Origin of the sequence: Vreelandella profundi (assembly GCF_019722725.1) — a bacterium.
Taxonomy (GTDB): domain Bacteria; phylum Pseudomonadota; class Gammaproteobacteria; order Pseudomonadales; family Halomonadaceae; genus Vreelandella; species Vreelandella profundi.
The window spans coordinates 542,922-555,248 of record NZ_CP077941.1; the positions used below are offsets into that span (position 1 = coordinate 542,922).

Below are 12,327 nucleotides of genomic sequence, written 5' to 3' on the forward strand. Positions count from 1 at the left end.
AGGCCCGATCATGAATCCTATGGTCCAATTTACGCTGCGTGCTGCACGCGGCGCTGTTGAACATTTTATGCGTGTACGCGAACGTATTGAAAACGCTCACGAAGAATTTAACCTTGACCGCCTGCTCGATGAGACCGCGCGCAAGGCCGAAGCAACGATTGTTCAGCAGTTGGAACGCGGTTATCCCCAGCACGGTGTTACCGGCCGCTTTACACCGCATAGAGCGGGTGAAGGGGAAGGTGCGGATGTGGTCTGGAAAATCGAACCAATGCACGGCTATTCCAATTTAGCCGTTGCCGGTACGGGCTTTGCACTGTCAGTGGTTTGTCTTATCAAAGGTCGTCCCGAGCACGGGGTGATTATTTCCCCGTTCGGCGACGATGAATATATCGCCAGCCGCGGCCGCGGCGCTCAGCACAATGACAAACGCATGCGCGTTAGCAAGCCCACTGCCATTACCGGTACGCGCATGGCGATGAGTCTGCCGGAAGCCTGGCTGCGCACTCGTCATTTGCCTGCTTATGTAACCGTTAGCCAACAGCTCGCCCCGCAGGTAGAAACGCTGCTGGCGACGGGAAGCGGCTTGTTGGATTTGTGTGAACTAGCCTGTGGCCGCGTTGATAGCGCCTTCGTGCTGGGTCTGGAAGAGCAGGATATGCAGGTGGGTACGCTGTTCTTAAAAGAAGCCGGTGCCCTGATGGGTACGCCTGACGGCCAGCCGATAGTGAAAGTAGAAGGGCTGCTGATGGCGGCTGGTCCACGCCTTTATAAAGCGCTGATCAAGCAGTTAACGCCGCACTTTTAAAGCTAAAGCGCACTGCCCAGCCAAGCACTTCGGATAAGTTAGGTAGTTCGAATAAGTTAAGCACTTCGAATAAGTTAAGCACTTCGAGCAAAGTAAGTACGTCGAATAAAAAAGGCCCCTGCTGGGAAACCAGCAGGGGCCTTTTTGTGGGCTCGAGAAACTCAGTTAAGAAAGGGTGCCGTTAAGGCAGCTCTTCCTCTTCTTCGTCGGTCTCTTTTTTGGTCGGTATCAGGTCTTCTCGCGACAGCTTCAGCGGCAGCAGTAGCGCCGCGGCAATGTAGATAGACGAGAACGTGCCAACCCCGATGCCAACCAGCAGCGCAATAGCAAAGTTTTCGATCATATCTCCGCCCAGCAGCAGCAGAGCGAGCAGTACCAGTATGGTGGTGCCCGATGTTGCCAGTGTGCGGGAAAGCGTGGCGTTAATTGCTTCGTTAAAGATCTGCGGCATATCATCGATTCGAGAGGTTCTAATTGTCTCGCGAATGCGGTCATAAACCACGATCGTATCGTTTAGCGAATAACCGATCACCGCCAAAATGGCTGCCAGTACGGTCAGGTCGAAATCGAGCTGGAAGAGGGCGAAAACGCCCACGACGATGACGACATCGTGTAGCAACGCCACCAAGGCACCAATCGCAAACTTGTACTGAAAGCGCAGCGCGACGTAAACCATGACAACGCCCAATGCGACCAGCAGGCCTAGACCGCTTTGGTCGCGCAGCTGATCGCCTACCTGGGAGCCCACGAATTCAGCGCGAACAAGGTTTACGCTTTCGCCACTCGCTTGCAGTAGGCTAACGACTTCGCCACCCACGTCAGCATCAAACGCCTGCTGTAGGCGAATCAAAATTTCCGTCGATCCGCCAAACGTCTGCACGGAAACATCTTGGAAGCCGCTCTGTTCGAGCAGCACGCGAATTGCATCGAGTGAGGGCGCTGCGCCGTAGCGCACCTCAATCAGCGTGCCGCCGGTAAAGTCCAATCCCAGGTTGAGCTGCTGGAATAGGATGGCGCCAATCGACACAATTAATAGTACAGCGGAGACGGCAAACGCGATGTTGCGCCGTCCCATAAAGTCGATTCGCAGGTGTGATAGGGGTTTCATTACCACCTCTTAAGTTCTGGGCTAAGCACAGGAATTAAATCCATGCTTTTCAAATCCACAGCTTTTTGACGGGCTTGCTGCCATAGATCAAGTTGACCATGGCGCGAGTCACCATTAACGCGGTGAACAGCGACGTCAAAATACCGATAGAAAGCGTGACAGCAAATCCTTTAACCGGGCCGGAGCCAATCGAAAATAGGATGATGGCCACAAGCAGCGTGGTGATGTTGGCGTCAACGATCGAGGTGAACGCGCGTTCATAGCCCGCTTGAATCGCCTGCTGAACCGATAAGCCGTTACGCAGTTCTTCACGTATTCGCTCAAAAATTAGCACGTTGGCATCCACCGCCATGCCCAGCGTCAGCACTATGCCGGCAATGCCTGGCAGTGTCAGCGTCGCGCCCAGCATCGACATTACCGCGACCAGCAGCGTTAAGTTCAGCGCCAGCGCAATGTTGGCAAACACACCAAAAACTTTGTAGCGCGCCAGCATAAATAGCACGATTAGCAGCAGGCCAACCTGAACCGACAGCAGGCCACGCTCAATGTTTTCAGCGCCCAGGCTTGGCCCAATTGTGCGCTCTTGCACAAAGTAGATAGGCGCTGCTAGCGAGCCAGAGCGCAATAGCAGCGCAAGCTCGGAAGATTCTGTTGGCGAGTCTAGGCCGGTAATGCGAAAGCTGTTGCCCAGTGCGCTTTGAATCGTGGCTAAGCTAATCAGGCCGCGCTCAACGTAAGGCTCGCGTTCAAGCGTTTCTTCGCCCGTTTCCGGGTCAACCACCACGGTGTCTTCGCTTTTATGCTCAATGAACAGCACTGCCATATTGCGACCAATATTGGTGCGCGTGGCGCGGTTCATCAGCGTGCCGCCGGTGCCGTCTAGGTTGATGTTGACCTGGGGACGGCCATTTTCATCAAAGCTGTTGCTGGCGCTGGAAACACTGTCACCGGTAATGATGACATCACGCATTAGCTCAGCGCTGCGTGCTGAATCATTCCGAAACGTCAGCGTTTCTGTTTCGTTAGCCGGCGTGTCGTTACGCGCCTCTAGGCGAAACTCAAGGTTGGCGGTCGCGCCGACAATGCGCTTCGCGGCAACGGTATCCTGAACGCCAGGTAGTTCAACCACAATTTGATTGGGGCCTTGGCGCTGCACCATGGGCTCAGCAACGCCCAGCTCATTGACCCGATTGCGCAGCGTGGTCAAGTTCTGGTTGATCGCGTAGTCCTGAATTTCACTGATCGACTGATCGCTTAATGTCATCACTAAGCTAGAGGCGCGGCCATCTCCTGCATTGGAATACTCAAAGTCAGGAAAGTCGCGAGTGATCAGTCGGCGTGCCGTGTCACGGTCTTCGGCGCTGGCAAAGTCGATCGAGAGTGAGCGATCTTCTACGTCGGTATTGCGGTAGCGGATACGCTCGCTGCGCAGCAGCTCGCGCATGGCGCTGGCGTTGACTTCAAGGCGCTGGGTTAGTGCGGCCTCCATGTCCACTTCAAGCAAGAAGTGCACGCCGCCACGTAAATCCAGACCAAGCGTCATGGGCGAGGCAGAAAATGACTGCAGCCAGCTTGGGGTCGCTTCAGCAAGATTTAATGCCACGGTGGCATCACTGCCGAGTATTTCAGTGGCAATGTCGCGAGCGTTGAGCTGGTCATCGTCATGGCGCAGACGAATGAGCCATTGCCCGTTCTCTTCTTCGATTGCTTTGATGTCAATGTCGCTTTCAGTTAAAGCGGCTTCAACAAGGTTAATCTGGCGTTCGTCCAGCGAGTCGCCTTGGGCGCTGCTGATTTGGACGGCGGGATCTTCGGGGAATAGATTGGGAAGCGAGTAGATAAGGCCGACCGCCAGGACGACGAGTATCAGCAGATACTTCCACAGGGGGTAACGGTTGAGCATGCAAGCCCTGCCTTCAATTACAAACGGAATGCTGTGCACAGACTCGCCGTGCACAGCATGGTTCACCATCATTCATACCATGTCACCCCTGCCGGGGTGGCTGGCACTGTGTCGGCAGGGGTGTTGAAAGCATTAGATGGACTTGATAGTGCCTTTAGGCAGTACGGCAGCAACGGCATTTTTCTGCACGTTAACTTCGGTGCCTTCAGAGATCTCGATGGTCAGGAATTCGTCGCTCACTTTAGAGATACGACCCACCAAACCGCCGCCAATGACGATCTCGTCACCTTTGTCCAGGTTAGTGACCAGCTGCTTGTGCTGCTTGGCACGTTTGGCTTGCGGGCGCCACAGCAGGAAGTAGAAAATCAGCACGAAGCCAACCAGCATGACGATTTGCGCAATACCACCGCCAGCGGCGGCTTCTTGGGCATGGGCTGGTGAGATGAAGAAATCCAGCATTGCAGAGAACTCCTGAGTTAGAAAACGTCTAGGTTATAAAAAGCTTGGTCAAACAGTTTAAACCACGCGCCAAGGCACGTGGCGATTAATTCGTTAGATTTGCGCTAGGGGAGGCACCGGCAGGCCGCGCCGAGCATAGAAACCTTCCACAAAGGTCGTCAATGTACCCGCTTCAATTGCCGCGCGCAAATCAGCCATTACACGCTGGTAGTAGCGTAAGTTGTGAATGGTGTTAAGCATTGCACCGAGCATTTCATTGCAGCGGTCCAAGTGATGTAAGTAGCCCCGCGAAAAATGTTGGCAGGTATGGCAATCGCACTCTTCATCAAGCGGACGCGTATCAAATCGATGCTTAGCGTTACGAATTTTGACCGTGCCATCGGACGTGAATAGGTGGCCGTTACGCGCATTGCGGGTGGGCATCACGCAATCGAACATATCCACACCGCGGCGCACGCCTTCTACGAGATCTTCAGGCTTGCCGACACCCATTAAATAGCGCGGCTTGTCATCGGGCATCCAGGTAGGCAGGTAGTCGAGAACCTTGATCATCTCTTCTTTAGGTTCGCCAACGGAAAGCCCGCCAATCGCTAGGCCGTCAAAGCCGATGTCCAGCAATCCTTTGAGCGAACGCTCGCGAAGCTCAGGATGCATGCCGCCTTGAATAATGCCAAACAGAGCAGAAGGCGACTCGCCGTGGGCATCACGTGAACGCTTGGCCCAGCGCAGCGATAGCTCCATGGACTTTTCGGCTTCTTCAAGGGTCGCCGGGTAGGGCGTGCACTCGTCGAAAATCATGACCACGTCGGAACCCAGCGAGCGCTGAACAGCCATGGACTCTTCCGGCCCCATAAAGACTTTGCTGCCATCGACCGGCGAGCGAAAGTGCACGCCCTGCTCGGTGATTTTGCGCGTCTTGCCCAGCGAAAAGACCTGGAAACCGCCGGAGTCGGTAAGAATCGGCTTGTCCCACTGGGCGAAATCGTGCAGGTCACCGTGGGCTTCAATCACCTCGGTGCCGGGGCGCAGCCACAGGTGAAACGTATTGCCCAGAATGATTTCAGCGCCGGTCTCTTTAATCGAGTCGGGCGTCATGCCTTTTACCGTTCCGTAAGTGCCGACCGGCATAAACGCAGGTGTTTCAACCGTGCCGCGGGGAAAGTGCAGGCGACCGCGGCGTGCGCGGCCATCCTCAGCCAGGCGCTCAAAGCGCATAAAACATTCGTTTCGCATAAAGATAACTCGTTAATCTCGTTCGTTTGGCGCGGCTTGTGCAAGGTTGGTGAAGCAATTGCTAACGGGTCAATAGCATGGCGTCGCCGTAGCTAAAGAACGCATAGTGCTCGGCCACCGCCTGCTGATAGGCGTGCATGATGGTGTCGTAGCCCACAAAGGAAGAGACCAGCATTAGCAGAGTGGATTCAGGCAAATGGAAGTTGGTAATTAAAGCATCCACACAGCGCCATTGATAACCGGGATAGATAAAAATGTCGGTATCACCGCTGTACGGCGCGATCTGCCCATCACTGCTTTTTTGGCAGGCGCTTTCCAGGCAGCGCACGCTCGTCGTCCCCACCGCCACGACCCGTTTTCCAGCGGCCAGGGTGTCACGCACTTGCTGACAGGTAGCCTCAGAGACTTCAATCCACTCGCTGTGCATATGATGCTCAAGGATATTATCCACACGCACCGGCTGAAAGGTACCGGCGCCCACATGCAGTGTCACAAAGGCGCGATTAACGCCTTTGTCAGCGAGGGCGTCCAGCAGCGGCTGATCAAAGTGCAGCCCTGCGGTGGGTGCCGCTACTGCGCCATCACGTCGCGCATAAACGGTTTGGTAACGTTCACGGTCGCTGATTTCGTCTTCGCGGGTGATATAGGGCGGCAGCGGCATATGACCGTGCTGCTCAAGCAGCGCAATCATTGGCGTGTCGCCTAAAAAGCGCAGTTCGAACAGCGCGTCGCGGCGGCCTTCTACAATCGCGTGAACATCACCTTCAAAAATCAATTCCGTGCCGGGCTTGGGTGACTTGCTAGAGCGAATGTGCGCCAAGCCACGGTGAGCATCCAGCGGGCGTTCAAGCAGCATTTCTATTTTGCCGCCGCTTGCCTTGTGGCCGTGCAGGCGCGCGGGAATCACGCGAGTATCGTTGAATACCAGCAGGTCGCCTGGTTCCAAAAGCGCCAGTAAATCAGGAAAACGACGATGTTCTAGCGCGCTGCTTTGCCCATACACGCACAGCAGACGGCAGTCGCTACGCTGCTCAGAAGGGTAGCGAGCAATTAGCTCGTCGGGTAGCTCGTAATGAAAATCCGCGCGCTGCATGGTGTATGACTCTTAACGTTGATCAAACAGGCGGCATAGGATAGCGCTTTGGCTGGATAAAGTCAGTCGATGCGATTGACCTACCTCAATTTTTACGTATAATGCGCATCCATTGCCGGTATGGCGGAATTGGTAGACGCAGCGGATTCAAAATCCGCCGCCTTTACGGGTGTGCCAGTTCGAGTCTGGCTACCGGCACCATATTCAAAATCAGACGCTTAGGCGTCTTTTTTTGTGTCTGCGATTTGTGTTTTCTCTTGAGAACCTGCATTTATTGGCTTTCTCTTCACTAGCCGTTTTATAGTGAATGAATCGCATTCGATGAAAGACGGACTCTCGCCATGGCCCTTTTTGAGCTGTATAGCCGCAATCTCGCCCAAGAGCAGGTGGCTCATACTCACGATTTTCATCAGCTTATCCTGGCGACCTGCGGCGTGACTGAGCTTTCCATGGAAGGGCAGGGGGAGCGGGTAACCGCCCGACGAGGATGCCTGATTCCCTCTTCGCGCCATCATGAGTTTCAAGGCGATGGCAGCAATCGTACACTTGTGCTGGATATTCCCGTTGCGCACTTGGCGTTACTCGAACAAGGCGGCGAAATTGAGCGCCTTTTCGATAAGCCGCGTTTCTTCAGCGTTCCTCCCGCTTTAAATCAGCTGACTCATGCCTTGGCGCATCAGTTGGAACAGTGCCCCGCACTACAAAATGAAATCGCAATTTTGCTGCTGCGCGCGCTTTACATGTACTTGCAGGATGCCACGCCGACGGCCGCCGCGCAGTTGGGGCAGCACTGTATTAGTGAACGCCTGGATCTTGCTCGCTTAGACGCATGGTTGGATCAACACCTGGCCGATGAGATCCGTGTGGAGCAGCTCGCCGCGCTGTGTGCCTTGAGCCCGGGGCATTTTCACAGCTGCTTTCGTGAGCTAACCGGCGTGACGCCGCTGGCCTATGTACAGCGCAGACGCTTGGAGCACGCGCGTACGCTAGTTCGCCATAGCACGCTCAGCTTGGGCCATATCGCCATGCTAGTGGGCTTTCGTGACCAGGGCAGTTTCTCCCGCGCCTATCGCCGCTACTTTGAACTCTCTCCTTCTTCAGATCGTTAGGCCCTTCCTCTGATCGTTAATCCCTTCTGCTTGCCGCGTTTTGTCTTGTTTGCATGACTTACGGGCAAATCTATCGCAGTGTCGGGCAAGTAATTTGCCCAGTAGCGCTTTAGTCTCTGTAAGATCTTAATTTTACCGGAGAGACCCGATGAGCGTTACATACCAAGACAGCAATGCACGCATGAGCCAAGTCGCCATTCATAACGGCACCGTTTACCTTGCTGGCCAGGTTCCCCCTGATGCCACGGCAGATATGCGTGGCCAAACTGAGCAGGTGCTGGCACGCATTGACCAGCTGCTCGCTCAAGCCGGCACCTCCAAAGAGCACCTGATCTCAGCACAGATCTGGGTGACCAGCATGGCAGAATTCGACCAAATGAATGCCGCTTGGGATGCTTGGGTCGTTCCCGGCCGCCCACCCGTGCGCGCCGCGCTTGAAGCGAACCTCGCTAAGCCTGAGTGGAAGGTTGAAATTATGGTCGTTGCCGCACTGCCGGAGGCCTAATATGCGGGTCATCTCTGCCGAGGAGGTCGCCCGCCACCTAACCTGGGATGGCTTGATCGAGCGGCTGCAAACGACGTTTGTAGAAGGCATTGAGTCTCCTCCCCGTCATCATCATGCGATGCACCGGCCTGACGGCGAAGCCACAATGCTACTCATGCCCGCTTGGGAAACAGCGGGCTATATCGGCGTCAAAATGGTCAACGTGTTTCCACAAAACGCCGATCACGGTATTCCTGCTATTTCGGGGCTTTATCTGCTCAGCGAAGGTAAACACGGCCAGCCGTTGGCCTGTATTGATGGTAGCGAGCTAACGCGTCGCCGTACCGCGGCAGCGTCTGCGCTGGCGGTTAAAGCGTTGGCGAATGCGTCGGCAGAAACGCTGCTGGTCGTGGGCACTGGCAAACTGGCGCCCATGGTGATTGAGGCCCACGCCAGCGTGCGCCCGATCAAGCGCGTGATGATTTGGGGGCGCAGTCGTAGCAAAGCGGCGGCGATTGCCGACGAATACGCTGGGCGCTTTGAAACACAGGTGGTTGAAGACTTGGCCTCAGCCGTCGCGCAAGCCGACATTGTGAGCTGCGTTACGCTTTCGACTCAGCCGATTATCAAAGGCGAGTGGCTCACGCCGGGGACGCATCTGGATTTGATCGGCGCTTTTCGCCCGCAGATGCGTGAAACCGACGCTGAGTGCCTGCGCCGCGCACAGGTATTTGTGGATACCTATGCCGGTGCCAAAGGCGAGGCGGGCGATATTCTTCAAGCGATAGAGGAAGGTGCTTTTCGCTTTAACGATATTAAGGCTGAGCTTGCCGAAGTGCTGTCCGGCACAAAGCCGGGACGTTCTGACCAAGCCGCCATCACGTTATTCAAATCGGTGGGTGCCTCACTTGAAGATTTAGCCGCGGCTATTGAGGTATGGGAATCACTGCCCGAGTAACAATCAATAAATAACGTAACAGGCTGATGCTGATAATAAGACGCTAGATATAACAACCTGTTACGCCACCACGCCAGTCATAACGAAGACCGACTAATAACCAAAACGAGGTGTGTTATGAAAACGAATCAATCCTTACTAATTGCCGCCCTGGCAGCACTGCCCTTGGCCATTGCAAGCGCCAATGCCCAAGCGCAGTCCTATGAAATGGTGATTGCCACCCAGATTCCGGAAGATATGAGTAACAATGAAATCTATCCGGCGCTGATGCATTTTAAAAATCTGGTAGAAGCGCGTACCGACGGTGACCTTGAGATCACTATCTTCGGCGGCGGTCAGCTGGGTTCAGAAGTTGAGAACGGTTCGGAAGTGCAGGGCGGGCGCACGCTGCAGTCGACGATTATTACCGCGGGCGCGATGTCATCGTTTTACGAAGACTATCAAATGGTCACGGCGCCGTTCCTGTTCACTAACTGGCGCCAAGCATGGACCTTTTTTGACAGTGAGTGGTTCGCTGACTTTATGTCCGGCACGATTGAAGCGGCCAATATGCGTTACCTGGGCACCTTTGATGACGGTGGTGGTTTCGTCGCGTTTACCAATAACGTGCACCTGATTAAGACCGTCGAAGATTTAGAAGGGCTTAATATTCGCACCGAGGAAAACCCTGCCCACGTCGCTATTATGCGCTCGCTAGGCGCCTCTGCAACGCCACTGCCTTGGGGCGAGCTGATCACTGCGCTGGAAACCGGCCTTGCCGATGGCCAGTTCAATGCGCCGGTGCTCAACACCACGTTTAACTTTGATGCCGTTACCGACTACACCACGCTCACCGGGCATGTGTATAACAGCGCCCCGTGGGTCGTCAGCGAGTCCTGGTATCAGTCGTTGCCTGAAGACTACCAGCAGGTGCTGATTAGCTCTGCGCGGGAAGCCATTCAGCTGAGTCACGGTATGTCAGGAGCGCTGGCAACGACGAGCTGGGTGGAATCCTGTGAACGCTTCGTCGAATGCTACTTAATGCCTGATTCAGAGCGCGAACGCATGGCCGATATTGCCCGTCCGGCATGGCAAACGTGGATCGTCGATGACTTTGGTATGGACGAGACCCGCGTGCAGGGCCTGCTTGATGAAGTCGCCCGCGTCGGCCAGCAAGTGGCAGACGATGACTACCGCATTTATGGTCAATAAAAGCTGGGTCAGTAAAAACAGGGTCAATAAAAACAGGGTCATTAACGGCTAATTCTTAACCAACGCTGGAGCGGCTTTTATGCGCTCCAGCGTGAGGGATGGTGATGGGTGTATTAATACCGTTGCGCCGCCTAAGCGATAGCATCAATCAGGTGGCCATTGTGGTCTGTGTGGGCTGTATCCTGGCAATGTTGGGGATCTCGTTTACCGCCTTTCTTTATAAGCTAGCAACGGGCAGCACGCTGAGCTGGACCTACTCGCTGGCACGGCTATTTCTACCGTGGATCGGCTTTCTTTCCATGACCATTTCGCTGCGCTACGGCGAACATGTGGCCATGACGCTGCTGATACGCAGCCTGCCAAAAATCCTAGTGCAAATTGGAGCGGGGCTCTGCCTGGCGGTGATCGGCTTGTTTGCATTAATGCTGGTTTGGTATGGCTGGGGCTACTTCACCAACGCCACCCAGGTTTACATGGTCTCCGACCAAATCCGTATCCCCAGTAAAGTGACCGCCATTGTGGTGCCGATTAGCGGCGTCATCATGCTGCTCCACTTGGTGCATGGCTTTTCCTTGCTAGAGCACTTTTTAGATGAGAGCGAGATGATCGACGAGCTCATTGAAATCAATGACGGGGAGAGCCGCTCATGACGCCCGCGATTCTAGTATTCGTATTGCTGTTATTTATTGGTGCGCCCGTTGCGGTGGTGATGGCGATGTCGGGGCTAGCGGGTGGTTTCGCGCTGGGCGGTGAACGCATGCTAGGCATTATTGCCGATCGCATGTTCTCTGGCGTTTCCGGCTTTCTATTGATTGCCATTCCCTATTTTATCTTTACCGCTGAACTGATGAACCAGGGCGGGCTAACCCATAAGCTGATCGCGTTTAACAATGCCTTATTCGGCCGTGTGCGCGGATCGCTTTCCCATGTGAATATTTCGGTGTCGGTGTTTTTTGCTGGTCTGACCGGCGCCGCCGTCACGGATACCGTGGCGATTGGTAAAATCATGATCCCCGAGATGAAAAAGCAGGGCTACGACGCCGAGTATGCCGCCGCCGTTACCGCCTGTTCATCGATCATTGGGCCGATCATTCCCCCCAGCGTCGTTATGGTGGTGTACGCCACGCTGCTGCGGGATATTTCGGTGATCGATCTATTTGCAGGGGGCATTATTCCCGGGCTGTTAATGGCGTTAGCACTGCTGGGAATGAGTTTTTTTCTAGCCTGGAAACGTAACTATCCTAAGCAGGCGCCGACGCCGTTTAAGGCCGCGGTGATTGCTCTGCTGGTCGCGCTTCCGGCGATGGTGGTGCCGCTAATTATCATGGGCGGCATTCTCTCCGGGCTTACCACAATTACGGAAGCCTCCGGCTTTGCCGCCGTTTACGCCATCATCATTGGCACCGTGTTCTACCGCAATCTTACCTGGCGCAAAATATGGGACTCGCTGGTGACCACCGTGCGCTTTTCAGGCGTGGTGTTCTTTCTGTTGGCAACGTCTGCGGTACTGGGCTGGTTCGTCACGCGCTCGGGCATTGCCCGCGACGCCGCAAGCTTGATTACCACCTTTAGCGATATGGCCTTTGTGCAGCTGATGCTGGTATGCCTGCTACTGTTAGTGATTGGCACGGTGATGGATGTATTGCCTGCATTAGTCGTGATTGCCCCGGTGTTAGTGCCCGCGATGATTCAGCTTGGTTTTGATCCGCTGCACTTCGCTATTTTAATGATTGTGGTGCTGAATATCTCCAATGTAACGCCGCCGGTAGGGATGACGCTAATGACCGCCGCGCGAATAGCCGAGGTGCCCTATGAGCGGGCAATTATTGCCTCGCTACCGTTCTACGTCTCGTTTCTGGTGGTGATTGTGCTGCTAGCCGCATTTCCAGCGCTTTCCACCTGGATTCCTTCTTTACTCTAATGGGCTCAGGGGTTGTACGAAACGTCAGCGAAGGCAGGTTGTTCTCGTCAAGAACCTAAGGAT

The 12,327-nt window shown here is 54.8% G+C and carries 12 protein-coding genes and 1 tRNA gene; 8 read left to right on the plus strand and 5 right to left on the minus strand.

Translation table 11 applies throughout. From position 1 onward, the window contains the following. Positions 1–10 precede the first annotated feature (10 nt). On the plus strand, positions 11–805 hold the full coding sequence (locus KUO20_RS02575) for an inositol monophosphatase family protein (protein ID WP_235041353.1): 795 nt from the start codon (positions 11–13) through the stop codon (positions 803–805). 181 nt (positions 806–986) lie between these two features. Here KUO20_RS02575 and secF read toward each other — a convergent pair whose 3' ends face one another. The 5 genes from secF to queA all read right to left on the minus strand — a co-directional run bounded on the left by secF (position 987) and on the right by queA (position 6,601). Beyond that, entirely contained in the window at positions 987–1,913 is a 927-nt protein-coding gene (gene secF / locus KUO20_RS02580) for a protein translocase subunit SecF (RefSeq protein ID WP_235041354.1), read from the minus strand. Between the two features lie 49 nt (positions 1,914–1,962). Next, positions 1,963–3,816, minus strand: a complete 1,854-nt coding sequence (gene secD / locus KUO20_RS02585) for a protein translocase subunit SecD (protein WP_235041355.1) — start codon at positions 3,814–3,816, stop codon at positions 1,963–1,965. A 132-nt stretch (positions 3,817–3,948) separates the two neighbouring features. Then, positions 3,949–4,275 (minus strand): preprotein translocase subunit YajC, encoded by a 327-nt coding sequence (gene yajC, locus KUO20_RS02590; protein ID WP_235041356.1) that lies wholly within the window; start codon positions 4,273–4,275, stop codon positions 3,949–3,951. A gap of 93 nt (positions 4,276–4,368) precedes the next feature. Beyond that, the gene (gene tgt, locus KUO20_RS02595; RefSeq protein WP_301733657.1) at positions 4,369–5,490 is read right to left on the minus strand and encodes a tRNA guanosine(34) transglycosylase Tgt; all 1,122 of its coding nucleotides are present in this window, start codon (positions 5,488–5,490) and stop codon (positions 4,369–4,371) included. Positions 5,491–5,569: 79 nt separating this feature from the next. Then, complete coding sequence (queA, locus tag KUO20_RS02600; protein WP_235041358.1) at positions 5,570–6,601, minus strand: tRNA preQ1(34) S-adenosylmethionine ribosyltransferase-isomerase QueA; 1,032 nt, start codon at positions 6,599–6,601, stop codon at positions 5,570–5,572. A gap of 114 nt (positions 6,602–6,715) precedes the next feature. Here queA and KUO20_RS02605 point away from each other — a divergent pair. The 7 genes from KUO20_RS02605 to KUO20_RS02635 all read left to right on the plus strand — a co-directional run bounded on the left by KUO20_RS02605 (position 6,716) and on the right by KUO20_RS02635 (position 12,264). Further along, a tRNA-Leu gene (locus KUO20_RS02605) sits at positions 6,716–6,802 on the plus strand. A 140-nt stretch (positions 6,803–6,942) separates the two neighbouring features. Further along, positions 6,943–7,710 carry a helix-turn-helix transcriptional regulator gene (locus KUO20_RS02610; RefSeq protein WP_235041359.1) on the plus strand — a complete coding sequence of 256 codons (768 nt, stop codon included), beginning with the start codon at positions 6,943–6,945 and terminating at the stop codon, positions 7,708–7,710. A 148-nt stretch (positions 7,711–7,858) separates the two neighbouring features. Beyond that, positions 7,859–8,215: a RidA family protein gene (locus KUO20_RS02615; protein ID WP_235041360.1), complete on the plus strand. Its 357-nt coding sequence runs from the start codon at positions 7,859–7,861 to the stop codon at positions 8,213–8,215. 1 nt (position 8,216) lies between these two features. Beyond that, on the plus strand, positions 8,217–9,152 hold the full coding sequence (gene lhpI / locus KUO20_RS02620) for a bifunctional Delta(1)-pyrroline-2-carboxylate/Delta(1)-piperideine-2-carboxylate reductase (RefSeq protein WP_235041361.1): 936 nt from the start codon (positions 8,217–8,219) through the stop codon (positions 9,150–9,152). A gap of 117 nt (positions 9,153–9,269) precedes the next feature. Further along, positions 9,270–10,343 (plus strand): TRAP transporter substrate-binding protein DctP, encoded by a 1,074-nt coding sequence (gene dctP, locus KUO20_RS02625; RefSeq protein ID WP_235041362.1) that lies wholly within the window; start codon positions 9,270–9,272, stop codon positions 10,341–10,343. A 104-nt stretch (positions 10,344–10,447) separates the two neighbouring features. After that, positions 10,448–10,993, plus strand: coding sequence for a TRAP transporter small permease (locus KUO20_RS02630; RefSeq protein ID WP_235041363.1), 546 nt, complete (start codon positions 10,448–10,450; stop codon positions 10,991–10,993). Continuing rightward, entirely contained in the window at positions 10,990–12,264 is a 1,275-nt protein-coding gene (locus tag KUO20_RS02635; RefSeq protein WP_235041364.1) for a TRAP transporter large permease, read from the plus strand. The genes KUO20_RS02630 and KUO20_RS02635 overlap by 4 nt, the downstream gene beginning before the upstream one ends. The last annotated feature ends 63 nt before the right edge of the window (positions 12,265–12,327 follow it).